This is a genomic window from Pseudomonas sp. Eqa60, assembly GCF_018326405.1.
Classification (GTDB): domain Bacteria; phylum Pseudomonadota; class Gammaproteobacteria; order Pseudomonadales; family Pseudomonadaceae; genus Aquipseudomonas; species Aquipseudomonas protegens.
Genome location: NZ_AP024342.1, coordinates 662326 through 688813, shown reverse-complemented (window position 1 = coordinate 688813; position 26488 = coordinate 662326). Strand labels below are relative to the sequence as shown.

General features: G+C 62.0%; 18 protein-coding genes, 2 tRNA genes and 1 pseudogene. 4 read left to right on the top strand and 17 right to left on the bottom strand.

What is annotated here, in order from left to right; translation table 11 throughout:
- Positions 1-5 precede the first annotated feature (5 nt).
- The 11 genes and pseudogenes from KI242_RS03010 to rnr form a co-directional block, all read right to left on the bottom strand.
- A complete protein-coding gene (locus KI242_RS03010) occupies positions 6-3281 on the bottom strand; it encodes a transglutaminase family protein (RefSeq protein WP_212805891.1) in 3276 nt (1091 codons plus the stop codon).
- Positions 3282-3452: 171 nt separating this feature from the next.
- Positions 3453-3902, bottom strand: a complete 450-nt coding sequence (locus KI242_RS03005; RefSeq protein WP_011058954.1) for a hypothetical protein — start codon at positions 3900-3902, stop codon at positions 3453-3455.
- Positions 3899-4831, bottom strand: a complete 933-nt coding sequence (locus KI242_RS03000) for a hypothetical protein (protein WP_011058953.1) — start codon at positions 4829-4831, stop codon at positions 3899-3901. Before KI242_RS03000 ends, KI242_RS03005 begins: the two co-directional genes overlap by 4 nt.
- A 181-nt stretch (positions 4832-5012) precedes the next feature.
- Positions 5013-7309: pseudogene (locus tag KI242_RS02995) on the bottom strand (YgiQ family radical SAM protein).
- Positions 7310-7489: 180 nt separating this feature from the next.
- Positions 7490-8887, bottom strand: coding sequence for a replicative DNA helicase (gene dnaB / locus KI242_RS02990; RefSeq protein ID WP_011058951.1), 1398 nt, complete (start codon positions 8885-8887; stop codon positions 7490-7492).
- A 124-nt stretch (positions 8888-9011) separates the two neighbouring features.
- Positions 9012-9458: a 50S ribosomal protein L9 gene (rplI, locus tag KI242_RS02985; RefSeq protein ID WP_007921484.1), complete on the bottom strand. Its 447-nt coding sequence runs from the start codon at positions 9456-9458 to the stop codon at positions 9012-9014.
- A 21-nt stretch (positions 9459-9479) separates the two neighbouring features.
- The gene (locus KI242_RS02980; RefSeq protein WP_011058950.1) at positions 9480-10379 is read right to left on the bottom strand and encodes a hypothetical protein; all 900 of its coding nucleotides are present in this window, start codon (positions 10377-10379) and stop codon (positions 9480-9482) included.
- 36 nt (positions 10380-10415) lie between these two features.
- Entirely contained in the window at positions 10416-10646 is a 231-nt protein-coding gene (gene rpsR / locus KI242_RS02975; protein ID WP_002551829.1) for a 30S ribosomal protein S18, read from the bottom strand.
- 28 nt (positions 10647-10674) lie between these two features.
- Positions 10675-11100, bottom strand: coding sequence for a 30S ribosomal protein S6 (gene rpsF / locus KI242_RS02970; protein WP_011058949.1), 426 nt, complete (start codon positions 11098-11100; stop codon positions 10675-10677).
- Positions 11101-11350: 250 nt separating this feature from the next.
- Complete coding sequence (rlmB, locus tag KI242_RS02965) at positions 11351-12118, bottom strand: 23S rRNA (guanosine(2251)-2'-O)-methyltransferase RlmB (RefSeq protein WP_015633942.1); 768 nt, start codon at positions 12116-12118, stop codon at positions 11351-11353.
- Positions 12115-14742: a ribonuclease R gene (gene rnr / locus KI242_RS02960; RefSeq protein ID WP_015633941.1), complete on the bottom strand. Its 2628-nt coding sequence runs from the start codon at positions 14740-14742 to the stop codon at positions 12115-12117. The genes rlmB and rnr overlap by 4 nt, the downstream gene beginning before the upstream one ends.
- Before the next feature lie 226 nt (positions 14743-14968).
- On the opposite strand from rnr, the gene KI242_RS02955 reads away from it, so the two are divergent.
- The 4 genes from KI242_RS02955 to KI242_RS02940 all read left to right on the top strand — a co-directional run bounded on the left by KI242_RS02955 (position 14969) and on the right by KI242_RS02940 (position 18083).
- A tRNA-Leu gene (locus tag KI242_RS02955) sits at positions 14969-15055 on the top strand.
- 165 nt (positions 15056-15220) lie between these two features.
- Positions 15221-15307 (top strand) — tRNA-Leu (locus tag KI242_RS02950).
- 185 nt (positions 15308-15492) lie between these two features.
- Positions 15493-16518: an extracellular solute-binding protein gene (locus tag KI242_RS02945; protein WP_019093050.1), complete on the top strand. Its 1026-nt coding sequence runs from the start codon at positions 15493-15495 to the stop codon at positions 16516-16518.
- A complete protein-coding gene (locus KI242_RS02940) occupies positions 16518-18083 on the top strand; it encodes an iron ABC transporter permease (protein ID WP_011058945.1) in 1566 nt (521 codons plus the stop codon). The genes KI242_RS02945 and KI242_RS02940 overlap by 1 nt, the downstream gene beginning before the upstream one ends.
- A gap of 57 nt (positions 18084-18140) precedes the next feature.
- Here the strand turns inward: KI242_RS02940 and KI242_RS02935 are convergent, their stop codons facing one another.
- The 6 genes from KI242_RS02935 to hflX all read right to left on the bottom strand — a co-directional run bounded on the left by KI242_RS02935 (position 18141) and on the right by hflX (position 26487).
- On the bottom strand, positions 18141-20075 hold the full coding sequence (locus tag KI242_RS02935) for a methyl-accepting chemotaxis protein (RefSeq protein ID WP_011058944.1): 1935 nt from the start codon (positions 20073-20075) through the stop codon (positions 18141-18143).
- Between the two features lie 139 nt (positions 20076-20214).
- Positions 20215-21507 (bottom strand): adenylosuccinate synthase, encoded by a 1293-nt coding sequence (locus tag KI242_RS02930; protein WP_011058943.1) that lies wholly within the window; start codon positions 21505-21507, stop codon positions 20215-20217.
- Between the two features lie 54 nt (positions 21508-21561).
- Positions 21562-22749, bottom strand: coding sequence for an ATP phosphoribosyltransferase regulatory subunit (locus tag KI242_RS02925; RefSeq protein ID WP_011058942.1), 1188 nt, complete (start codon positions 22747-22749; stop codon positions 21562-21564).
- Between the two features lie 292 nt (positions 22750-23041).
- Positions 23042-23911, bottom strand: coding sequence for a protease modulator HflC (gene hflC / locus KI242_RS02920; protein ID WP_011058941.1), 870 nt, complete (start codon positions 23909-23911; stop codon positions 23042-23044).
- Entirely contained in the window at positions 23911-25089 is a 1179-nt protein-coding gene (gene hflK / locus KI242_RS02915) for an FtsH protease activity modulator HflK (RefSeq protein ID WP_011058940.1), read from the bottom strand. Before hflK ends, hflC begins: the two co-directional genes overlap by 1 nt.
- A 96-nt stretch (positions 25090-25185) precedes the next feature.
- Positions 25186-26487, bottom strand: a complete 1302-nt coding sequence (gene hflX, locus KI242_RS02910; protein WP_011058939.1) for a ribosome rescue GTPase HflX — start codon at positions 26485-26487, stop codon at positions 25186-25188.
- Position 26488: the final 1 nt, after the last annotated feature.

Sequence of the window (26488 nt, the reverse complement as noted above, 5' to 3'; positions counted from 1 at the left end):
GTGGATTAGAAGCGTCGCAAATCCAGGGTCAGCGGCAACTCGGCATTGATCACCACTGGCGGCACCTCCAGGCTTCCCGGGCTATGGCCAAGGCGGAAGAAGCGCGCCATGCGCCGGCTTTCCGCCTCGTTGGCATTCACCGGCAGGCTGTCGTAATTACGCCCGCCGGGGTGGGCCACATGGTATTGGCAGCCGCCCAGGGAGCGCTGCATCCAGGTATCGAGCAGGTCGAACACCAGCGGTGCATGCACCGGGATAGTGGGTTGCAGGCAATTGGCCGGCTGCCAGGCGCGGTAACGTACCCCGGCGACAAACTCGCCGACCCGCCCAGTGGGATGCAGGGGCAGCGCCACGCCATTGCAGGTCAGCACGTGGCGCTCGGGTACCAGGCCGCCGACCTTGACCTGCAGGCGCTCCAGGGAAGAGTCGACATAACGCACCGTGCCGCCCGCCGCGCCCTCCTCCCCCAGCACATGCCAGGGCTCCAGGGCCTGGCGCAGTTCCAGCTCGATGCCACTGACGGCGTAATCGCCGACCTTGGGAAAGCGGAACTCCAGGTGCGCGGCAAACCATTCGGCCCGCAGCGGGTAGCCGGCGGCATTCAGCTCTACCAACACATCAGCGAAATCCTGTTCGATAAAGTGCGGCAACAGAAAACGATCGTGCAGTTCGGTGCCCCAGCGCGCCAATCGGGCCGGTGCGTAAGGCTCGCGCCAGAAGCGCGCCACCAGCGCCCGCAGCAGCAACTGCTGGGCCAGGCTCATGCGCGCATGGGGCGGCATTTCAAAGGCCCGCAGCTCCAGCAGGCCAAGGCGCCCAGTGGCGCCATCCGGCGAATACAGCTTATCGATGCAGAACTCGGCGCGATGGGTGTTGCCGGTGACATCGATCAACAGGTTGCGCAGCAGGCGGTCCACCAACCAGGGCGCGCACTCCTGGCCGGGAGCCGGCATCTGCGCGAAGGCAATCTCCAGCTCGTACAGCGCGTCATTGCGTGCCTCGTCGACCCTCGGTGCCTGGGACGTGGGGCCGATGAACAACCCGGAAAACAGGTAGGACAGCGACGGGTGGTTGTGCCAGTAACTGATCAGGCTGCGCAGCAGGTCGGGGCGCCGCAGGAACGGCGAGTCGGCCGGGGTGGCTCCGCCAAGGACAAAATGGTTGCCGCCACCGGTGCCGGTGTGGCGCCCATCGATCATGAACTTCTCGCTGGTCAGGCGCGTCTGCCGGGCCTGCTCATAGAGAAACTCGGTGCGCTCCACCAACTCGTCCCAACTGACCGAGGGCTGCACGTTGACTTCAATCACCCCCGGATCCGGGGTCACCCGGAAGTTGCACAAGCGAGGGTCCGCCGGCGGCTCGTAGCCCTCCAGCAAGACCGGGCAGCGCAGCTCCTCGGCCGTGGCCTCGATCACGCTGACCAGTTGCAGGTAATCCTCCAGACGCTCCAGGGGCGGCATGAACAGGTACAACCGCCCCTCGCGCGCCTCGGCGCAGAGCGCGGTACGGGTCAGCCAGTCGGCGGACTCGTCCACCTGGGGCACCCGCTCGTCCGCCACTGCCGGCTCATCAATCGCTGCCAGCTGAGCCGCGCCCGCCAGTTCGGGAAAATCCTGGTTCGGATCGGTGGCGTGAATGAACGGATACTCCGCCGCCGTCACCCAGGGCTGGGACGCCAGGGGCAAGCGATAGCCCAGGGGCGAATCACCCGGTACCAGCCGGCAATGGTTATCGCGCAGGTACCAGCGCCCGCTCTGCCACTGGTCGCCCTTGGCGGTACGGGCCAAGGGCAGGACCTGGCCGATGACCTTGTCCAGCCCCTGGCTGAAAACCTTGCGCAGGCGCTGCCGCTCCAGGGCATCCTCCAGCCGCGAATCCTCGGCGCTGACATTCAGCGGCAGGCTGCCTTCGCGCCACAGGTAGTAGAAATTGTCCTCGTAGGCGGGAAACACAAAACGCGCAGGCAGCTTCAGACGCTCGGCGACACTGGCCAGAAAACGTCCGGCCAACAGCGCATCGGCGGCGTAATCTTCATGCTCGTCGGCAATCAGCGCGTTGTTGCGCCATACCGGTACACCGTCGCGACGCCAGTGGCAATTCAGCGACCAGCGCGGCAGTTGCTCTCCCGGGTACCACTTGCCCTGGCCGAAGTGCACCAGGCCCTGGGGTGCATAGTGCTGGCGCAGGCGCTGGAACAGCTCGCCGGCCAGGCGGCGCTTGTTCGCCCCCAGGGCTGCCGTGTTCCACTCCGGGCCATCGGGATCGTCGATGGCGACGAAAGTCGGTTCGCCACCCATGGTCAGGCGCACATCCGCCTCCAGCAGGTCGACATCGATCTGCCGGCCCAGGGCCTGGATCGCCAGCCATTGCTCATCGGTGTAGGGCTTGGTCACCCGGGGCGCTTCCCAGATGCGCTCCACACTCATCTCATGGCTGAATTCGCATTCGCAGGGCTCCACCAGCCCGGTGATGGGCGCTGCTGAAGAGGGGTCGGGGCTGCAGGCCAGGGGAATATGCCCTTCCCCGGCGAACAGCCCGGACGTGGCATCCAGGCCGATCCAGCCGGCGCCCGGCAGGTACACCTCGCACCAGGCATGCAGGTCGGTGAAGTCCACCTCGGTGCCGGAGGGGCCATCCAGGGATTTGACGTCCGCCGTCAGCTGGATCAGGTAGCCGGAGACAAAGCGCGCCGCCAACCCCAGGTTGCGCAGCAATTGCACCAGCAGCCAGGCCGAGTCCCGGCAGGAGCCGGAGGCGTTGAGCAGGGTCTGCTCCGGAGTCTGCACCCCGGGCTCCATGCGGATCAGGTAGGCGATGTCGGCACTCAACCGCTGGTTCAGGCCCACCAGGAAATCCACCGCCGGCAGCGGTGAGCGCGAAATGGCGTCCAGGTAAGCCTGGAACCTCGGCGTCAGGGGCAGGGTTTCCAGGTAGGGCGCCAGCTCGCGCTGTTCATCGGCGACATAAGCGAAGGGAATCTGCTCGGCGTAGGGCTCGAGGAAGAAATCGAACGGGTTGAACACCGCCATTTCCGCCAGCAGGTCGACTTCGATCCGCAGCTCGCTGGTTTTTTCCGGGAACACCAGGCGCGCCAGGTAATTGCCCTGCGGGTCCTGCTGCCAATTGATGAAATGCTGCTCGGGCTGGACCTTCAGCGCATAGGAGAGAATTCGCGTGCGGCTGTGGGCCGCCGGGCGCAGGCGAACGATCTGCGGGCCCAGTTCGACGGCGCGGTCGTAGCGATAGTGCGTGACATGGTGCAATGCGACATGAATCGACACGGCGTGCCTCCTGCGAGCCTGAACGGTGGGAGAACCTGCGCAAGACTTATGCCAGCGCGCAAGTCCATGGGGTTGTTCAGCGACCCTGGGCAGTACAGCACCAAAACCGCGCAATCGATGCATCCCGGTGCAGGCAATTGCACATAAATGCGCCAGAAGGCAGGCGACGAATCAGCCGCGCTTGCGCTGCTGCTTGAAGCGCTGGCGCTGCTGGCGGATCTGCAGCAGCCGTTCGCGCATTTCCCGGTGCCGCTTGCTGTTGAGCAGCAACAGCCCGAGCAGCGGCAGCAACACGCCGAACAGGTACACCCCCTGGTGCGGGTGATACTGAAACATCGGCACCACCCCAAGCAGGCAGGCGACAAAGTAGCCGGCCACCAACCATACCGCGCGGGAAATGCCACGCACTATCAGCAGGTTGCCCAGCACCAGCAGCGGGATCAGTACCAACAGGCCAAACAGCAGGTATTCGTCGCGCTGGGGCGGTGCCATGGCGCGCCAATAAGTGGTGCCGGCCAGGGACAGCAGGAGCGAGGCACTGAAGCAGCCCAGCAGCACGGTGAGCATGAAGGTCGGGAAATAACGTACCAGGAAGTCTCTCATGCGGCCGCCATCTATCACTCGTCGAACTCCTCGTAGAGCCCCACCGCAAGGGTTTTCACCTGGCCAAGATTGCCGGAGCTGATACTCCCGCTGGTACTCAGGGCAGCGCCCAGAGCATCCTGCATCTGGGTCAGGGTGGCGTGGCGGATCTGCGTCGACGAATAGCGCCTGGGCAACGCACCGGCACGCTGTTGCAGCTTCAGCAGCTTGGAGGTCAGGCTCGGGTCCCGCAGGGTCAACAGTTCCTTGGTCAGCTTGGCCCGTTCCTGGCGGTTGAGGCCCTTGAGCAACTGCATCCAGCTTTTGCCGGTGTTCGCCGCCTTGCTGGCCTTGAGCAGCCTGAGCGTGGTCAGCGCCGAACCGCCGACACCCACCAGGGAAATGCCATCGAGAATCGGCGTGACTATGTTGTACCACTCGGCATCGTCCATGCGGTCGTTGGCCGCCGGGTCCTGGATCTCGTTGATCACCCGCGCGCCGCCAATCACGCACTGAGCGGTGCCGGCCATCGCCGCCGAGGCCCCAAGCGCTACCACCCAGACACTGGCACCGGCGGTGAAGGGCACGGCGATGCTGCCGCTGAACACCACCAGCCAGCCGATCACTGCGGCCGTGCAGGCCAGGGTGGTGTTGAAGGATTCAGTGGCCAGCCGCGATTCGCGCGGGTTGTTCTTCACCTGGTCGACGAACTGCTGGGGCGCTATGTAGCGCTTGGCTTCGCGCAAGATCACCCGCTTGGGCACAATGCTGCAGATCGGCCTGAATTCGCGCAGGGTCACGACATTGAAGTCGGCATCGATGTACACCACCCCGGCACCGGCAATCGAGGGATCGGTGTCGATGGCGGCAAACAGACGCGGCAGGTTGATCTGGCTTTCGATCCGTTGGCGGGCAAGAACCTGGGTCAGGCTGAGGTCCCTGATCACTCCGTCTAGTGGGCTGGTCACGCGGTTCATCCTTGGTCTGACGATGTGAATCTGCCTGGTAGCCATGAGCCAGCCAGGCATCGCGGCAATGCAAGCCCGGCAACCTTAACAAAGCCCTGACCGTTTGTTGCTCGCCCGCCGGTAAAAAAATCGATCTCCATAAAAGCAAAACGCCAGCTCGGTGGCTGGCGTTTTGTGGGGTTTAGCGCGGTACTACCGGCTTGCGGGTCGGCTTCTTGCCTTTGCCCTTGGCCGCATCGGCGCGCTCCTTGGCCGCCTGCTTGTTGCGGGCAAACGCCGCAGCCTTGGCCTGTTCGCGCTTGTCCCAGGCATTGCCGCCGTCGCTGCCGCGAGGAGGTAGCCCGGTGTGCTGGGTAAGGATCTTGGTTTCCTTGGCCACCTTGTGGCTGCCGGCCGGTGTCGAATTCTTGCGACGGGCACTCTGGTAGCTGTCGGTAGCCGGCTGGTGGGTCGGAATCAGCTGGTTCTTGCCCGGACCGATCAGGTCGCCACGGCCCATGCGCAGCAGAGCCTCGCGCAGCATCGGCCAGCCCTTCGGATCGTGGTAGCGCAGGAACGCCTTGTGCAGGCGGCGCTGCTCCTCGCTCTTGACGATGGTCACGCCGTCGCTCTTGTAGGTGACCTTGCGCAGCGGGTTCTTGCCCGAGTGGTACATGGCCGTGGCGGTGGCCATCGGCGACGGGTAGAACGCCTGTACCTGGTCTGCGCGAAAGCCGTTGCCCTTGAGCCACAGGGCCAGGTTCATCATGTCTTCATCGGTGGTGCCCGGGTGGGCGGCGATGAAGTACGGAATCAGGTACTGCTCCTTGCCCGCTTCCTTGGAGTATTTCTCGAACATCCGCTTGAAGCGGTCGTAGGTGCCAATGCCCGGCTTCATCATCTGATTGAGCGGACCTTCCTCGGTGTGTTCCGGGGCGATCTTCAGGTAGCCGCCTACGTGGTGGGTCACCAGCTCCTTGACGTATTCCGGCGACTCGACCGCGAGGTCGTAGCGCAGGCCGGAAGCGATGAGGATCTTCTTCACCCCGGGCAAGGCACGGGCGCTGCGATACAGCTGGATCAGCGACGAATGGTCGGTGTTCAGGTTCGGACAGATGCCGGGGAACACGCAGGACGGCTTGCGGCACGCGGATTCGATTTCCGGGCTCTTGCAGGCGATGCGGTACATGTTCGCGGTCGGGCCGCCGAGGTCGGAAATGACCCCGGTAAAACCTGGAACCTTGTCGCGAATTTCTTCGATCTCGCGAATGATCGACTCTTCGGAACGGTTCTGGATGATCCGCCCTTCGTGCTCGGTGATGGAGCAGAAAGTACAACCGCCGAAGCAGCCGCGCATGATGTTCACCGAGAAGCGGATCATGTCGTAGGCCGGGATCTTTTCCTTGCCATAGGCCGGGTGCGGAATGCGCTGATAAGGCATGCCGAACACGTAGTCCATTTCCTCGGTGGTCATGGGAATGGGCGGCGGGTTGAACCACACGTCCACGTCGCCATGTTTCTGCACCAGGGCGCGGGCGTTACCCGGGTTGGTTTCCAGGTGCAGCACACGGTTGGCGTGGGCGTACAGGACCGGGTCGTTGCGCACCTTCTCCATGGACGGCAGGCGGATCACGGTCTTGTCCCGGGTCATGCGCGGGCTGGCAAGGATCTGCACCACCTTGGCTTCCTGGGGATCGTCCACCGGGCCCTTTTCCTGCTCGATGGCGCAGGCCTGGGTGTCCTGGGTATTGACGTAGGGGTTGATGATCTTGTCGATCTTGCCCGGGCGGTCGATACGGGTGGAGTCCACTTCGTACCAGTCCTTGGGCGTGTCGCGGCGGATGAAGGCGGTGCCGCGCACGTCGGTGATGTCTTCGATCTTGTGGCCGTAGGACAGGCGCTGGGCCACTTCGACAATGGCTCGCTCGGCGTTGCCGTACAGCAGGATATCGGCGCTGGCGTCGATCAGGATCGAGTTGCGCACCCGGTCCTGCCAGTAGTCGTAGTGGGCGATGCGGCGCAGGGACGCCTCAATGCCGCCGAGAACGATGGGCACGTGCTTGTAGGCTTCCTTGCAGCGCTGGCTGTAGACCAGGCTCGCACGATCCGGGCGTTTGCCCGCCAGGCCACCGGGGTGTAGGCGTCGTCGGAGCGGATTTTCTTGTCGGCGGTGTAGCGGTTGATCATCGAGTCCATGTTGCCGGCGGCGACACCGAAGAACAGGTTCGGCTCGCCGAGCTTCATGAAGTCGTCTTTGGACTGCCAGTTGGGCTGGGCGATGATCCCGACGCGAAAGCCCTGGGACTCCAGCAGCCGGCCGATGATCGCCATGCCGAACGACGGGTGATCGACGTAGGCATCACCGGTGACGATGATGATGTCGCAGGAATCCCAGCCGAGCTGATCCATCTCCTCCCTGCTCATGGGCAGGAATGGTGCTGGCCCGAAACATTCGGCCCAGTACTTGGGATAGTCAAATAACGGCTTGGCTGCTTGCATGTCGATGACCGGTGTTGGCTTGGATAGGGACGCGTTGATTCACAGGGAAATTCGCGGGCGCGGAATATAGCACAAAAAATAACCAATTCCGACCGTTATGGTCGGAATTCGGTGCAGCCGATTCGCCGGCGAGCCGGCTCCTACAGGCGCCGGCAGGCGGATGGCCGGCGAACGGGCGGGTTATTCGTCGTCGTCGAAGTTGTAGCTGCCCGGGGCGAGGTTCTCGAAGCGGGTGTACTTGCCGATGAACGCCAGGCGGATAAAGCCGATGGGGCCGTTCCGCTGCTTGCCGATGATGATCTCGGCAATGCCCTTGTGCTCGGTTTCCGGGTGATACACCTCGTCCCGGTAGACGAACATGATCACGTCGGCGTCCTGCTCGATCGCTCCGGATTCCCGCAAGTCGGAGTTCACCGGGCGCTTGTTGGGACGTTGTTCCAGGGAGCGGTTGAGCTGGGACAGGGCCACTACCGGGCAGTTGAACTCCTTGGCCAGGGCCTTCAGGGACCGGGAAATCTCGGAAATCTCGTTGGTCCGGTTGTCGCCGCTGGAGCCTGGAATCTGCATGAGCTGCAGGTAGTCGATCATGATCATGGCGATATCGCCGTGCTCACGCACCAGGCGCCGGGTCCGCGCACGCATCTCCGAAGGGCTGATGCCCGCGGTGTCGTCGATGAACAGCTTGCGGTCGTTGAGCAGGTTGACCGCCGAGGTCAGGCGTGGCCAGTCGTCGTCTTCCAGCTGGCCGGAACGGACCTTGGTCTGGTCGATGCGGCCCAGGGAGGAGAGCATACGCATGATCAGCGATTCACCTGGCATCTCCAGGGAGTACACCAGCACCGCCTTGTCGCTGCGCAGTACCGCGTTCTCCACCAGGTTCATGGCGAAGGTGGTCTTACCCATGGACGGACGGCCGGCGACGATGATCAAGTCGGCCGGCTGCAGGCCGCTGGTCTTCTCGTCGAGATCGGTATAGCCGGTGGACAGGCCGGTGATGGCGTTGTCCGTGTTGAACAGGGTATCGATGCGGTCGATGGCCTTGGTCAGCAGTTCGTTGACCCCCACCGGGCCGCCGGTCTTGGGCCGCGCTTCGGCGATCTGGAAGATCTGCCGCTCGGCCTCGTCGAGAATCTCTTCGGCGGTGCGCCCTTCCGGGTTGAAGGCACTGTCGGCGATCTCGGTGCTGATGCCGATCAGCTGGCGCAGGGTTGCCCGCTGGCGAACGATCTGCGCATAGGCCTTGATGTTGGCCACCGACGGAGTGTTCTTCGCCAGCTCACCCAGGTAGCCCAGGCCGCCGACCTGCGAAGTCTGGCCTTCCTTGTCCAGTTGCTCGGACAGGGTGACCACGTCGATGGGCATGTTCTGGTCGGCCAGCTTGGCGATGGCGCGGAAGATCAAACGGTGGTCATGCCGGTAGAAATCGCCGTCGGACACTTGATCCAACACGCGTTCCCAGGCGTTGTTGTCCAGCATCAGACCACCGAGCACGGCCTGTTCGGCCTCGATGGAGTGCGGCGGCACCTTCAGGGCAGCGGTTTGCAGATCGTATTGCTCGGGAGCGGAGATATCGTTCATGGCCACTTGGAATTCGGGGGATGAAAATCAGGATCAGCAGAAAGACAAAGGGCACGACCTGTAAACAGGATCGTGCCCGATGTTAACCGTCAGCCACACAAGGTGCCAGACGATTTGGTACTGCTTAAGCAGCCACCACGACAACGCGTACGGTTGCTTCAACTTCAGCGTGCAGGTGCACGGCTACGTCGAATTCACCTACGTTGCGGATGGTGCCGTTCGGCAGACGAACTTCGCTTTTTGCCACTTCAACGCCCGAGGCGGTCAGTGCATCAGCGATGTCGTGGGTGCCGATCGAACCGAACAGCTTGCCTTCGTCACCGGCGGTGGCAGTGATGGTCACTTCCAGCTCAGCCAGTTGCGCAGCGCGAGTTTCGGCAGAAGCCTTCTTCTCTGCAGCCAGTTTTTCCAGCTCGGCACGACGCGCTTCGAACGCAGCCAGGTTGGCAGCGGTAGCAGCGGTGGCTTTGCCGAAAGGCAGCAGGTAGTTACGGCCGTAACCAGCCTTAACGTTTACCTTATCGCCCAGGTTGCCCAGGTTGGCGATTTTTTCCAGCAGGATCAGTTCCATTTGGTAATAACCTCTTAACTTTTAACCTTCACCGTTCGCAGAGCCGTTATCAGCGTCTTTCGGCGCCAAACGACCGCGAAAATCAACCAGACTGTCGACAATGGCCAGGACCACGAGCAACGGATAGATCAGCTGCATGAACGGCAACAGCGTGACGTACAACCCCACCAGCCAGAACCTGGCCAGTCGCCCTTGTGCCACCAGCCCGTGAATCAGGGCCAGCCCGGCAAAAGCCAGCGGGACACTGCACATCGGCGTCAGCATGGCCAGTTGAGGTCCGAAGTTCGGCCCCACCAGCATGCACGCCAGCAGCAACATCGCTGGCCCAAGAGGGATTCTGATGGCGCGAAACTCGCGACCAAAACCACCCGGGTTATACAACACAGCCTGCCAGTAACGCCCAAGAATCAGGCTCAGCACGCTGATGGCTTGCAACAGGGCCGCTATCAGGCCGGTCAGGATCGGTGCAATCAGCGTGGCAAGACGAGCTCGCTCTTCAACCGATAGCTGCTGGTAGACCTCACCCAAGGCCATCGGCAGGATTTTTATCAATTCCTGTGACAGCGCTTCGATCTGAGGGCGGAAAGCCGCACCCAGGACTCCAGCAAACACCAACCCCATCGCTATGCTGACCAGCAGCACGCGGCTCCAGGACTCGCTTGCGCGCAAAACCAACGCAAGACTCGAAGAACCCAGCAGCACCAGAAGTGCCCGCGGGTCATCGAACGTCAGCCACCAGAGCAAAGCTGGCAGCACTCCCAGAGCGAGGACGCCAAGGGCATCCTTCAATCCGCGCCGCAGAAGCACCAGGCTCCCGGCGGCAGCACCCAACCAATACAACAACGGCAATGCCGAACAGCCAGCCACTACCAGAGTGGCCTGCATACGACCGCGCATGATGAACTCAGCTAAGGCGCGCATGCATTCAATCCCTTACTACTTGTCGACTGCCCGATCTCAGCGGCCGTGGCTGTCGGTGTAGGCCAGCAGGGCCAGGAAGCGGGCGCGCTTGATAGCGGTGGCCAGCTGACGCTGATAACGAGCTTTGGTACCGGTGATGCGGCTTGGAACGATTTTGCCGGTCTCGGATACGTAGGCTTTCAGAGTGTTGAGATCTTTGTAATCGATCTCTTTCACGTCTTCAGCGGTGAAGCGGCAGAATTTACGACGACGGAAGAAACGTGCCATGTAATTGGCTCCTCAAAAGGTCCGTGGATTACTCGTCAGCGTTATCGCTGGCGTCGCTGTTGTCGCTGTCATCGCCATCGGCGCTGTCAGCATGCTCAGGACGGTCACGACGCTCACGGCGCTCACTGCGGTTTTCTTCAGCCTTGAGCATCTCGGATTGGCCAGTGATGGCTTCTTCGCGACGGATGACCAGGTTACGGATCACAGCATCGTTGTAACGGAAGTTGTCTTCCAGCTCAGCCAGGGCTTTACCGGTGCACTCAACGTTCAGCATCACGTAGTGAGCCTTGTGAACATTGTTGATTGCGTAGGCCAGTTGACGACGGCCCCAGTCTTCCAGACGGTGGATTTTGCCGCCGTCTTCTTCGATCAGCTTGGTGTAACGCTCAACCATGCCGCCGACTTGCTCGCTTTGATCCGGGTGGACCAAAAAGATGATTTCGTAATGACGCATGAATGCTCCTTACGGGTTGTAGCCTGCCGCCTATAAGCGGTCAGACAAGGAGTGAATGACACTGGTGTGTCTTGCCTGGTAGTAGGCACATATGCGCCTGCCGTCACGGCAAGGGGCGCAATTGTAGAGAAGGGGGAACAGCGGCGCAAGGCAATTGGTGATTATTTGAACAACCACCTGCGGGAGCCGGCGTGCCGACGATGGACGGCAGCACGCGCCTCGCCGGCAAGCCGGCTCCTGCAACTGCGGGTCAGGCTTTCTTGGCGCCGGCCTTGGCCTTGGCACCGCGCTGGCGCATGGCTTCGAACAGGCACACGCCAGTGGCCACGGAGACGTTGAGGCTGCTGACGCTGCCGGCCATCGGCAGGCGTACCAGGTAGTCGCAGTGCTCGCGGGTCAGGCGACGCATGCCCTTGCCTTCGGCCCCCATGATGATGATGGTCGGGCCGGTCAGGTCCTGGTCGTACAGTTCCTGTTCGGCCTCGCCGGCGGTGCCGACGATCCACAGCCCACGCTGCTGGAGCTTCTCCAGGGTGCGGGCCAGGTTGGTCACGGCTACCAGCGGAATCACTTCGGCGGCGCCGCACGCCACTTTGCGCACGGTCGGAGTCAGGGTCGCCGACTTGTCCTTGGGCACCAGCACTGCCAGGGCACCGGCCGCATCGGCAGTACGCAGGCAGGCCCCGAGGTTGTGCGGGTCGGTCACACCGTCCAGCACCAGCAGCAACGGCGCGCCTTCGGTACGGTCCAGCAGCTCGTCGAGCATGGCCTCGCCCCACACCTGGCTCGGGCTGACTTCCGCCACTACGCCCTGGTGCACGCCTTCAACCCATGCGTCCATCTCACGACGCTCGGCCTGGCCAACCGAAACACGGTTCTGCGCAGCCAGGTCCACCAGCACCTGAACCCGTGGATCACTGCGCCCTTCAGCCAACCAGATCTGCTTGACCCGCTTGGGATGGTGACGCAGCAACGCTTCTACGGCATGCACGCCGTAGATCTTTTCCAACTGACTCATGACTTGGCCTTAGGTTTGCGCGCCCCGCCGCTTTTAGCGCCGGAAGCGGAGCCCGCCTTGGGCGGACCTTTACGATGTTTGCTCGGCTTGGCGGGCTTTTCGCCAGCGCGCGAGGGCGCCGGCTTACCGGACTTTCCCGCAGACGTCGCTTTACCACCGCCCTTGGCTTCGGCCAGCAGCGCCCGCTTCATTTCACGGCTTTTGCGCACTTCGGCGTTTTTCGCTGCAGCGTCGCTTGGACGATAAGCCTCGACCGCCTTTTCCTTGGCGGAGCTGCGACGCCCCGCCTTGGCTGGAGCCGGCTCTTCCACGACCTTGCTGGCAGGTACGTCCGCGGCGCCACGCTTCTTGCGGCCGATCGGTGCGTTGATGGTCTTCTCGGCCATTTCGAAATCGATCTTGCGCTCGTCCAGGTCGACGCGCATGACCCGCACTTCCACAGTATCGCCCAGGCGGAAGCTGCGACCGGTGCGTTCGCCCGCCAGGCGGTGATGCACAGGGTCGAAGTGGTAGTAGTCCCCCGGCAAGGCGGTGACGTGCACCAGGCCCTCGACGTAGATGTCGGTCAACTCGACGAACAGGCCGAAACCGGTCACCGCGGTGATCACACCCGGGAAGGACTCGCCCACACGATCCTTCATGAACTCGCACTTGAGCCAATTCACTACGTCCCGCGTAGCCTCATCGGCACGACGCTCGCTCATCGAGCACTGCTCGCCGAGCTGCTCCAGGGTCGCTTCGTCGTACGGATAGATACGCGCCTTCGGAATGGTCATCGCCCCGGCGCGACGCACGTGCGGCGTGTCCTGCTTGGAGTGGATGACGCTGCGGATGGCCCGATGGGTCAACAGGTCCGGGTAGCGACGGATCGGCGAGGTGAAGTGGGTATAGGCTTCGTAATTCAGACCGAAGTGGCCCTGGTTATCAGCGCTGTACACCGCCTGGCTCAGGGAGCGCAGCATCACGGTCTGGATCAGGTGGTAATCCGGACGGTCCTTGATGGTTTCCAGCAATGCCTGGTAGTCCTTCGGCGTCGGGCCATCCTTGCCCTTATGCAGGGACAGGCCCAGCTCGCCGAGGAAGGCGCGCAGTTTTTCCAGACGCTCCGGCGGCGGACCATCGTGCACCCGGTACAGGGCCGGAATCTCGTGCTTCTTGAGGAACTCGGCGGTGGCCACGTTGGCCGCCAGCATGCATTCCTCGATCAGCTTGTGCGCATCATTGCGTGTAGTCGGACGAATTTCGGCGATCTTGCGCTCGGAACCGAAGATGATCCGGGTTTCCTGGGTCTCGAAGTCGATGGCGCCCCGGGTATGACGAGCCCCCAGCAAGACCTTGTACAGCGCATACAGCTGCTTCAGGTGCGGCAGGACATCGCCGTATTCACCGCGCAACTGCTTGGCTTCGCTGGTTTTCGGCTGCTCGAGCATGGTGCTGACCTTGTTGTAGGTCAGACGCGCCTTGGAGTGGATCACCGCTTCGTAGAACTGGTAATCGGTCATCTCGCCGGACTTGGAGATGGTCATCTCGCAAACCATGGCCAGGCGATCGACTTTCGGGTTCAGCGAGCACAGGCCGTTGGACAGTTGCTCGGGCAGCATCGGGATCACCCGCTCGGGGAAGTAGACCGAGTTGCCGCGCACCTGGGCTTCGGCATCCAGAGCCGAACCGATCTTCACGTAACTGGAGACGTCGGCAATCGCCACATACAGCTTCCAGCCACCACCAAACAGGCGCAGCTTGCCGGGCTTGGCTTCGCAGAAAACAGCGTCGTCGAAGTCGCGGGCGTCTTCGCCGTCGATGGTGACGAAAGGCAGATCACGCAGATCGATGCGCTTCTCTTTGTCCTTCTCTTCCACTTCGGGCTTGAGCTTGCCGGCTTCCTTGAGCACCGCCTCTGGCCAGACATGAGGAATATCGTAGGTGCGCAGGGCAACGTCGATTTCCATGCCCGGTGCCATGTAGTTGCCCACCACTTCCACCACATCACCTTGCGGCTGGAAGCGCGGCGTCGGCCAGTGAGTGATCTTCACTTCGACGAACTGACCGATCTTGGCATTGGCATTGCGCCCCGGCGTTACCAGCACTTCCTGCTGGATCTTCGGGTTGTCTGCCACCACGAAACCGATGCCACCTTCTTCGAAGTAGCGACCGACGATGCTTTCATGGGCACGGGACACCACTTCGACGATCACGCCTTCGCGACGGCCGCGGCGATCCAGGCCGGAAACCCGGGCCAGGGCGCGGTCGCCATCGAATACCAGGCGCATTTGCGCCGGGCTCATGAACAGGTCGTCGCTACCGTCATCCGGCACCAGGAAGCCGAAGCCGTCGCGGTGACCGCTGATACGGCCGAGAATCAGGTCGAGCTTGTCCACCGGCGCATAGGTGCCGCGGCGGGTATAGATCAGTTGAGCGTCGCGCTCCATGGCGCGCAGGCGGCGGCGCAGGGCTTCCAGCTGGTCTTCCGTGGTCAGACCGAACTCTTCGACCAACTGCTCGCGACTAGCAGGCGAACCCCGGTCAGCAAGGTGCTGAAGGATGAGTTCGCGGCTAGGAATAGGGTTTTCGTATTTTTCCGCTTCACGAGCGGCCTCGGGATCGAGGGACTGCCAATCGGCCATTAGATAAATTTCACCTTGTCTATATGCGGGTTAGTTTGGCATACGCGTATTGAAACGGGAAATTTCAGGCTCAGACAACCTGGGAATAATCCTCGCCATCGCCTCAGAAACATCGTCACGCATACCGCCGGAGACTTTTTTCAAACTTTTTTGAAATCTGGGGTTTACAGCTCAAAAGAGCCTCCGTATAGTGCGCGCCATCGACGACGGAGACGTCAGCGATACTGCCCAGATGGTGAAATTGGTAGACACGCCAGCTTCAGGTGCTGGTGGCCGCAAGGCCGTGGAAGTTCGAGTCTTCTTCTGGGCACCAATTCAAGAGCTTGAGATTAGATCAGTTTCAAGGCTCGAACAAAAACCCGCGAAAGCGGGTTTTTGCATTCTAAGTGTTTGATTTAATAAAACCAAAACAGGGGTTTACAGATCAAAACGCTGTCCGTATAGTGCGCTCCATCGACACGACGACGACGTCGATACTGCCCAGATGGTGAAATTGGTAGACACGCCAGCTTCAGGTGCTGGTGACCGCAAGGTCGTGGAAGTTCGAGTCTTCTTCTGGGCACCAATTCAAAACTTGAGAGCATCGCTTTCAAGTCTCACAAAAACCCGCGAAAGCGGGTTTTTGCGTTTCTGCCCCCTGATATTTCCCCGCGCCATCGCCTTCCTCCGCATCCGCAAAGCGCACATGAGAAACGATATCGTTTATGATTGTTACAAGTTTTTGCGGCACTACAGTGAGGAAACCTGCGAATGATGTTCAGAAATACCCTCCTTCCAACATCCCTTCTGCGTGGCTTGACCATCACTTTGCTGGGGCTGACCCTGGCATCCCCCTTCACCCAGGCAGCCGATCCGGTTTCCCTGACCCTGTACAACGGTCAGCACAAGGAAGTCGGCGACGCGGTAGCCAAGGCTTTCGAAGCCAAGACCGGCATCCATGTGAATGTCCGCAAGGGCAGCAGCAATCAACTGGCCAGCCAGGTTGTCGAAGAAGGCGACCGCTCCCCCGCTGATGTGATCTACACCGAAGAATCCCCTCCCCTGAACAAACTCGGCGAGCAGGGCCTGCTGGCCCAGACCGACACCACGACCCTGGCCGTACTGCCCAAGGAATATGTTGCGGGCAACGGCACCTGGATCGGTGTCACCGCGCGCGTACGAGTCGTCGCCTTCAACCCGAAACTGATCGACGAAAAAGACCTGCCCAAGTCGGTGATGGAATTTTCCCAGCCGCAGTGGCAAGGCAAGGTTGGCTTCGTGCCCACCAGTGGCGCCTTCCAGGAACAGGCCGTGGCCATCATCAAGATGCACGGCAGGGATGCTGCCGAAGAATGGCTGACCGGCCTGCGGGCTTTCGGCAAGGTCTACAGCAACAACATGGTGGCCCTCAAAGCCGTGGAAAACGGCGAAGTGGCCACGGTCCTGGTGAACAACTACTACTGGTTTGCCCTGCAACGGGAAAAAGGCCAGCTCGACTCAAAACTGCACTACTTCACGGGCGGCGACGTCGGCGGCCTGATCACCGTGTCCAGCGCAGCCGTACTCAAGTCCAGCAAGCATCCGAAAGAGGCCCAGCAGCTTCTGGCCTACATGGCCAGCGAAGAAGGCCAGCGGGTGATTACCCAGACCACGGCCGAGTACCCGCTGCATAAAGGCATGCAGTCCGATCGTGGACTCAAGCCCTTCAATGAACTGGAAGCCCCGAAGGTGACCCCAGCCGATCTCGGCAATGCCGAGGAAGCCCTGGACCTGGAACGTGACGTCGGCCTGAACTGATGAATCCATCGCCATCCGCTTCCGCCTTGCGCACCACCTTCGTGCCGAGGCGCAAGCGGCCTTCGATCTGGCTACTGCTGCCAGTCCTGCTACTGGTCTGCCTGAGCCTGTTGCCACTGTTATATGTCGGCCTCAAGGCCTGGCAGGCCGGCTGGGCTGAAGCCCTGCACCTGCTGTGGCGCCCCTATGTGTTGCGCCTGCTGAGCAATACCCTGCTGCTGATGCTCGGCGTGACCCTTGCCTGCGCCGTGCTCGGCCTGTCCCTGGCCTGGCTGCTGGAACGCAGCGATTTGCCGGGAAGGCGGATCTGGGGCGTGGTGCTGTGCTTGCCCTTCGCCGTACCGGCCTTTGTCAGCAGCTTCACTTGGGTATCCCTGAGCGCCGGGTTCGAAGGACTGGGCGGCGCGATCCTGGTGATGACCCTGTCCAAATACCCGCTGGTGTTCCTGCCGGTGGCGGCCACCCTGCGTAATCTCGACCCCTCCCTGGAGGAATCGGCGCGGACCCTGGGGCAAAATCGCTGGGGCGTGTTCTTCAAGATAACCCTGCCCTTGCTCTGGCCTTCATTGCTGGCCGGCTCGCTGCTGATTGCCCTGCATATGCTGGTGGAGTTCGGCGCCCTGTCGATCATCGGCCTGCAGACCTTCACCACCGCCATCTACCAGCAATTCGAGCTGGAGTTCAGCAATGCCAACGCCGCCATGCTGTCGGCCGTGTTGCTGGCGCTGTGCCTGCTGCTGCTGGGGCTGGAACTGCGCGTCCGTGGCAAGGGCCGCCATGTACGCACCGGCCAGGGCGCAGCCAGGCACGCCGAACAGGTACGCCTGGGGCGCTGGAGCATCGGCGGACAGCTTTACTGCCTGATGCTGGCGCTGATCGGCAGCGGTGTCCCCCTGGGCATGCTTGCCTATTGGCTGGCCGTCGGTTCATCGGCAGCCTTCCCCGTCGCGGCAATCAGCGAAGCATTGCTGTCTTCACTGGCCCTGTCCCTGGGCGGCGCCGGCCTGTGCCTGGTGCTGGCAGTGCCGGTGGGCCTGCTGGTGGTGCGCTACAAGGGGCGCCTGGCCATCTGGGCAGAGCGCCTGCCCTATCTGCTGCATGCCCTGCCAGGGCTGGTGATCGCCCTGACCCTGGTGTATTTCGCGCTGCACTATGTGCCGGTGCTGTACCAGACCTCGGCGCTGCTGCTGATTGCCTATGCCCTGCTGTTCCTGCCCCTGGCCCAGGCGCCGATCCGCACCGCGCTGAACAAGGCCGCGCCACAGCTGGAAGAAGCAGCAAGAACCCTCGGCGCATCGTCGTTCAGCGCCTTTTGCCGAGTGACCCTGCCGATCATCTTCCCGGCGCTGGGCGCGGCTTTCGCCCTGGTCTTTCTGGATGCGATGAAGGAACTGACAGCGACCCTGCTGCTCAGCCCAACCGGGCTCAACACCCTGGCCACAGAAGTGTGGGCGCATACGGCGAATGTGGAGTTTGCAGCGGCGGCACCTTATGCGGCGCTGTTGATACTGGTGTCAGGGCTACCGGTCTATCTGCTGACAACGCGGATGTATTTGAGTCGCTGAGAGGTGGCAAGCCGGCTCCTGCAGTAAGGTGGCAGGAGCCAGCTTGCCGGCCAGGCATCAGGCGCGGAACTGACCGAGGCTGGCCTTGAGCTGCGCCGCCAGGCTGTCCAGTACCTTGCCGCTGGCGGTGGTTTCTACCACGGCCTGAGCCGCTCGCTCGGCCTGGGCATGGATGGTTTCCACCCGCCCACGCACCGCCTGCGCGCCCTGCGCCTGATGGGCCGCAGCCTGGGTGGCCAGGCCAATCGCGGCGTGCACCTGCTCTACCGAAGACTGCACCGATTGTTGCAGGCGAGCACTGTCGCGCAGCACCAGCAAGCCCTCGCTGGCCTGACGCCCGGCCTGACCGATAGCCGCTACGGCCTCCCGCGCCCCCTGCTGCAGGGCACCGATATGAGCCTGGATATCGCCAGTGGAGCTTTGCGTCTTGCTGGCCAGGGCCCGTACCTCATCCGCCACCACGGCAAATCCGCGCCCGGTCTCGCCGGCGCGCGCGGCCTCGATCGCAGCGTTCAATGCCAGCAGGTTGGTTTGCTCGGCAATGCCATGGATCACCGTCAGCACCACCTCGATCTGCTCGCTCTGCTGGGCCAGGCGCTCGATCACCTTGGCCCCGGTATCCACTTGCCCCGCCAGCGCCTCGATCAGGCTGCCGACCTGCTCGGAGGTGCGGGTAGTCTCGTCCGTCGCCTGACGAATCTCCACCACCTGCTGCAGTGCGGCCTGCATCGCCTGGCTTTCCGCCTGGGCTTCATCGGCCATCTGCGACAACGCCCGCAGGCTCTCTGCCACCTCATCACGCTGCGCTTCGGCTGCGGCATCAGCCCCGGCATTACGCTGGCTCATGGCGCCGATCTCGACGCCTGTGCGCTGGGCCACATCCCCCGCTTCCCGCACGATGGGCTGCAACTTATCCACAAAGCGATTCACCGCCGAGGCCATGTCGCCAATCTCATCATTGCTGTTGAGCGGCACACGCTTGGTCAGGTCACCTTCGCCCGCTGCCAGGTCATTGAGCGCAGCGATCAGCAAATGCAGCTTGCTCACCACGCGACGCCCCAGCACCACTGCCAGCAACAGCAGCAGGGCCAGGCCAACCAGCGCCAGGCCGACGCCGATCTGCCAGCGCAAGGTGGCCGCCGCCTCCTGCACCGTGCTCGCGGTATTGGCCTGCATCTGTGCCGCCGTCCCCTGGGCCGACTGCAAGCGCGAGCGCATGGCCGCCGAGCTGTCGGCAGAAGCTCCCTTGAGGCTGTCGCCAACCAACTGATCGCTGCTGGCAATCAAGGCACTGAAACGCTGATCCAGGGCGGCGATATCGGCCTCCACCGACGCGGTGGAGACTCCCATCAGCACCTTGCCGATTTCCACGCCATTGGGATTGATCGAGGCTTCAAGGTAGTACACCGAAGGATCGTTCTTCGCTGCATCCAGGACTTTGTCCAGCGCCCGGTCGCCCTTGCCCTTTTCCAGCAGCGCCTTGTTGATCGGGTTTTCACGATTCAGGTAGCGGGTCAGGTGCTCTCCCGCCGCATCGTCATAAACCACGAACAACACATTGGGGTTGCGCTGAGCCCGTCGGGCGAACTCGGACAAGGTCGGCACATCACTGTCCCACATGGCGCGAGGCGCCACGGAGGCCAGCAACTGAGCCATGTCATTGGCAGAGTCCTTCAGGTCCTTCTCCAGCGCTGCACGCAGCTGTACCTGTTCTTCCTTGAGACGCGAAGACAGGCCGGCCGTGAGGCGTTGGCGGGTACTGCTGGAAAGACTCTCCAGACTGGAGGTGACTTCTTTGCCCGCCTGCTCGAGCTCGCCAGCCAATTTCTGGCTGTCGCCGCCCAGGCGCGAAGCCAGATCCGCCTCGAGGGCAGTCACTGTGCTCCGAGTCAGGGCAACCGCTACCAGCACTTGCACCAAAAGGGCGATACCGAGAGTAACGAACACAGGCCGTAGTAAACGGCTTTGTAACAGTGAGAGAACGGCCGACACAGGAAATCCCTCTACTTTTGACGCCATTATTCTGATGGCACTCTAGAAGTGGATTTCACAGCAAGGGTCGTGCCGCGTGGCAGGCAGAAACGACAAAGGGCCCGATTAAGGGCCCTTTGTTTTTTACATCAACGACTTATCAAGCGAACGGATGACGCAGAACGATGGTCTCGTTGCGGTCCGGGCCTGTCGAAATAATGTCGATCGGCGCGCCGACCAACTCTTCGATGCGCTTGATGTAGGCCTGGGCGGCGGCAGGCAGCTCTTCCAGGGTCTTGGCACCCAGAGTCGACTCGCTCCAGCCCGGCATCTGCTCGTACACCGGCTCCAGGCCGATGTAGCTGTCGGCGTCGGTTGGCGCGTCGATGACTGCACCATCCTGGTTCTTGTAGCCGACACAGATATTGATGGTTTCCAGGCCGTCCAGAACGTCCAGCTTGGTCAGGCACAGGCCCGAGATGCTGTTGACGTCGATGGCGCGACGCAGGATCACGGCATCGAACCAGCCGCAGCGACGAGCGCGGCCGGTGGTGGCGCCGAACTCATGACCACGCTTGGCCAGGAAAGCGCCGATGTCGTCGAACAGCTCGGTCGGGAACGGGCCCGAGCCTACGCGAGTGGTATAGGCCTTGGTGATGCCCAGGATGTAGTCCAGGTACATCGGACCCACGCCCGAACCGGTGGCGATACCACCAGCAGTGGTGTTGGAGCTGGTGACGTACGGGTAGGTGCCGTGGTCGATGTCCAGCAACGAACCCTGGGCGCCTTCGAACATGATGTCCTTGCCGGCGCGGCGCAGCTGGTGCAGCTCGGCAGTCACGTCGAGCATCATCGGCTTGAGCAGTTCGGCGTACTCCATGCACTCGTCCAGGGTCTTCTGGAAGTCGATGGCCGGCTCTTTGTAGTAATTCACCAGAACGAAGTTGTGGTAGTCCAGCAGCTCGCCCAGCTTGGCGGCGAAACGCTCGCGGTGGAACAGATCGCCGATGCGCAGGCCACGACGTGCAACCTTGTCTTCGTAAGCCGGGCCGATGCCGCGGCCGGTGGTACCGATCTTCTGCTCGCCACGGGCTTTCTCGCGGGCCTGGTCCAGGGCCACGTGATAGGACAGGATCAGCGGGCAGGACGGGCTGATACGCAGGCGCTCGCGCACCGGCACACCCTTCTCTTCCAGCTTGACGATTTCACGCATCAAGGCATCCGGAGCTACCACCACACCGTTACCGATCAGGCACTGCACGCCTTCGCGCAGCACACCGGACGGAATCAGGTGCAGGACGGTCTTCTCACCGTCGATCACCAGGGTGTGGCCAGCGTTGTGGCCACCTTGGTAGCGCACTACGGCGGCGGCATGTTCGGTCAGCAGATCAACGATCTTGCCTTTGCCCTCATCACCCCATTGGGTGCCCAGGACTACGACATTCTTACCCATAACACTTGTCCTCATTCGCGCAAACTTGGTGCCGGCAGCCGCCGGCAGGAAAACTCAAGAAGCCAGCGGCAATACTTGCCAAAGCCCATTCTGCTGAATCAATTGCCGGTCGCAGTCCGCTTCACGGGCGGCGGCCAAAGGCTGCCCAGGCAAGGCCTGAACCACACGCTGACCCTCACTGCGCAAGCGGCAGACGGTCTGCCAGAGTGCCGCGTCAGTGTTGTCTGGCATCCAGATACCGCCAGACGGTAGCTCGACTTCAGCACGCCCCAGGGTCACCAGGGTTTTCAAATCGGTGGAGAAACCAGTCGCGGGACGGGCACGCCCGAAATCCGCGCCGATGTCATCGTAGCGCCCGCCCTGGGCGATGGATTGGCCCACGCCTGGAACAAATACCGCGAACACCACACCGGTGTGGTAGTGATAGCCGCGCAACTCGCCAAGGTCGAAATACAGCGGCAAGTCCGGGAACCGCACGGACAGGCGCTCGGCAATGGTCAGCAATTCATCCAGCGCCAGCAGCACAGACGTCGGCGCACCGGCCAGGCGACGGCGGGCATCGCCCAGCACTTCGCGGCTGCCGCACAGGTCCACCAGGGAGCGCAGCATGTCCGCCAAGTCGGCCGGCAGGCCTTCCGTCAGGCTGATGACCTCGTCGATCGCCTTGCGTTGCAGGGCATCGAACAGTTGCTGTTCAACAGCACCGGACAAGCCGGCGGCCTGTGCCAGGCCACGGTAGATGCCAACATGTCCCAGATCCATGTGCACATCGGGCACGTCGGCCAGTTGCAGCATGGCCAGCATCAGGCTGATGACTTCAACGTCGCTGCTCGGGCTGGCATCGCCATACAACTCGGCCCCCAGCTGGATCGGGCTGCGCGAGGACGACAAGGCACGCGGCTGCGCATGCAGCACACTGCCGGCGTAGCACAGGCGGCTCGGCCCTTCGCGGCGCAGGGTGTGGGCATCAATACGCGCCACCTGCGGCGTGATGTCGGCCCGAAACCCCATCTGCCGGCCCGACTGCGGGTCGATGACCTTGAAGGTACGCAGATCCAGATCCTGGCCTGCACCTGTCAACAGGGATTCCAGGTATTCGATATGGGGAGTGACGACGAACTCGTAACCCCAACTCTGAAACAGATCCAACACCTGACGACGCGCCACTTCGATGCGCGCCGCTTCCGGCGGCAATACTTCTTCGATGCCATCTGGCAGCAGCCAGCGGTCTACCGTTGCCATTACGCCATTCCCCTATGATCCGGGCGGCAAGCCTGGGGCCAGCCTTAGAGTGAAGCAGAAAACAGTCGCATCCGACGCGAGCTCAGCCGGACAGGCAGCCAGGAATCAGCTGTACAGACCATTTTCCTCGAAAAATCTTGCCGGACTCTTGAACGAGCCACGGCCAATCAAAGATGCAGACGCAAAAAAGCCGGGAATTTCCCGGCTGCCGCATCATACACCCGTTTTCCCAAAGGATCACCCCGCGAGGCGTTTTAGCCGCCCGGCGGGGTGCTCCAGGGTCAGGGCCTGATCAAGGCTTGGACTTTTCCAGGTAGTGGAAGAAGTCGCTGCTTGGGTCCAGAACCATGACGTCGGATTTGTTCGCGAAGCTTTCACGGTAGGCACGCAGGCTACGGTAGAACGCGTAGAACTCCTGGTCCTGGCCGTAGGCCTTGGCATAGATCGCCGCTGCCTGGGCATCACCGTCACCGCGAGCCTCTTCAGACTCCCGATAGGCTTCAGCCAACAGCACGCGACGCTGACGATCGGCATCGGCACGGATGCCTTCCGCCAGTTCGTTACCTTTGGCCCGGTGCTCGCGAGCCTCACGCTCACGCTCGGTGCTCATGCGCTCGAACACGCTGCGGTTCACTTCCTTGGGCAGGTCGATGGCCTTGACCCGGACATCGACCACTTCGATACCCAGCTCCTTTTCCGCCATCTTGTTCAGCGACGCCGTGATATCCGCCATCAGCGCGTCACGCTCACCGGAAACCACTTCGTGCAGGGTGCGCTTACCGAACTGGTCACGCAGGCCCGACTCCAGGCGACGGGAAAGACGCTCGTCGGCAATCTGCTTGAGGCCGGAAGTCGCGGTGTAGAAACGCTCGGCATCCTTCACCCGCCACTTGGCGTAGGCATCCACCATCACGGCTTTCTTTTCCAGGGTCAGGAAGCGCTGCGTCGGTGCATCCAGGGTCATCAGGCGTGCGTCGAACTTACGCACCTGGTTCACGTAGGGCACTTTCACATGCAGGCCAGGCTGGACATCCGCCTGAACCACACGACCGAACTGCAGCAACACCGCACGCTCGGTCTGAGCGACGATGTAGAAGCTGTTCCAGGCAACCACCGCCACGACAACGCCCACGATCAGGGCGATCAGCGATTTATTGCTCATCAGCGAGTCTCCCTAGAGCGCGTCTGCTGCTGTTGCTGCATATGGTCAGCCGCCGCGCGCGCATTCGCTTCATTGCTGGCCGCCGACGCTGCGCCCGTTACCGGAGCACTGCCGCTACGACCACTGTCGATCATCTTGTCCAGCGGCAGATAGAGCAGATTGTTCTGCCCGCCCTTGCTGCCAGTCACCAACACCTTGCTGGTGTTGCTGAAGACTTCCTGCATGGTGTCCAGGTACAGGCGCTGACGGGTGACCTCAGGAGCCTTGCGGTACTCGGCAACCAGTTTGGTGAAGCGATCTGCCTCACCCTTGGCCCGGGATACCACTTCGTCACGGTAACCGTTGGCATCCTCGAGGATGCGCTGGGCCTGACCACGGGCTTCCGGCACAACGCCGTTGGCATAGGTTTCAGCCTGGTTGCGCGAACGCTGTTCATCTTCACGGGCACGGATCACGTCATCGAAGGCTTCCTGTACTTCACGCGGTGCCGCTGCGCTCTGTACGTTCACCTGGGTCACGGTGATACCGGTGCGATAGTTGTCCAGGAAGCGTTGCAGACGCTCCTTGATCTCACTGGCCATCAATTCACGACCTTCGGTCAGCACCTGGTCCATGGCGGTGGAACCCACCACGTGGCGCAGGGCGCTGTCGGTCGCATGCTGCAGGCTGATTTCCGGCTGATCGACGTTCAGCACGAAATCCTGCAGGTTGCTGATCTTGTACTGCACGGTCAGCGGCACTTCGACGATGTTCTCGTCCTCGGTGAGCATCTGGCCCTGCTTGGTGTAGGCACGCTCGCGCGTGACGTTTTCCATGTACTTGCGATCGATCGGCGGGAAGTAGATGTTCAGACCCGGGCCGACGGTTTCGTAGTATTTGCCGAAGCGCAGCACTACGGCCTGCTCCTGCTCGTCTACTACATACACCGCGCTGTACAGCCACACGGCAGCCAGCACGACAAGACCGATACCCAGCAGGCCGAAACCACCGCCCTTGCCGGAACTACCGCCGTCATCACCACGTTTCTTACCACCACCGAACAACCCATTCAGGCTTTCCTGCAGCTTACGGAAGGCCTCGTCGAGATCTGGTGGCCCCTTGCGATCGCCATTATTGCGGCGCTTACCACCCCAAGGGTCCTGATTATTCGAGTTGCCACCCGGCTCATTCCAAGCCATAGCGCTCTCCATCTGATAAAGCAAAGACGCACCCACGGCGCGCCGACCAATGCTACAGAATGCCTGCTACAGCGGCACAACCGCTTGCCCAGGCTTTTATTGCAAAGTGTGTTGCTCGATGAATTCCGACGGCTGCATGCCTTCGCGACTGACCAGCCGGTTCAACTCGGCCCGTGGCAGGCGAACAGCAAGCAAGCTGACACCTTCGTCGTCGTGATCTTCTTTCTGCACAGCGTTCAACTGGAAAAACTGTGCTCGCAGTCGAGCAAAACGCTGAGGCAAGCGCAAGGTGCCTACAAACAAATCTTCACCCAGCAGCTCGGCGATGGCCTGCTTGAGCAGATCCAGCCCCTGGCCATCACGGGCCGACAGCCAGACCCGCTGCGGCTTGCCGTCGGGGTCGCGCTGGATCTGCGGCTCCACACCCTCGAGCAAATCGAGTTTGTTATAGACCTCCAGGATCGGCAAGTCTTGAGCCCCGATCTCCCCCAGCACCACCATCACCTGCTCGATCTGCGCCATGCGCTCGGGCTCATGGGCATCGATCACATGCAGCAGCAAATCGGAGTTGCTCGATTCTTCGAGGGTAGCCCGAAACGCCTCCACCAACTTGTGCGGCAAGTGGCGAATGAACCCCACGGTATCGGCCAGCACAATCGGCCCCAGGTCATCCAGCTCAAGCCGGCGCAGGGTGGGGTCGAGGGTGGCGAACAATTGGTCGGCAGCGAAAACATCGGACGCAGTGACCGCATTGAACAGCGTGGACTTGCCGGCGTTGGTGTAGCCCACCAGGGACACTGAAGGGATATCCGCACGCTTGCGGCCACGACGGGCCTGCTCACGCTGGCTGCGAACCTTCTCCAGGCGCGCCTTGATCTGCCGCAGACGCACTCGCAACAGGCGCCGGTCGGTTTCCAGCTGGGTTTCACCGGGCCCGCGCAGACCGATACCGCCTTTCTGCCGTTCAAGGTGAGTCCAGCCACGAACCAGACGGGTGCTCATGTGCTCAAGCTGGGCCAGTTCAACCTGGAGCTTGCCTTCATGGGTGCGCGCGCGCTGAGCGAAGATATCGAGAATCAGACCCGTGCGGTCGATCACGCGACACTCGAATACACGTTCGAGGTTACGTTCCTGACTGGGTGTGAGGATGTGATTGAAAATCACCAGGTCTACCTGTTCGGCTTTGACCAGGTCGCGTAACTCCTCGACCTTGCCGCTGCCAACCAGGTATTTGGCGGTTGGCCGATGACGCGGCACGCTAACAAACGCGACGGTCTCGGCGCCGGCCGATAATGCCAGCTCCTGAAACTCCTGCGGATCTTCGCGCGCCTCAGGGTCCTGACCATCCAAGTGAACGAGAATGGCCCGTTCACCACCACCGTGGCGCTCAAAGAACAAA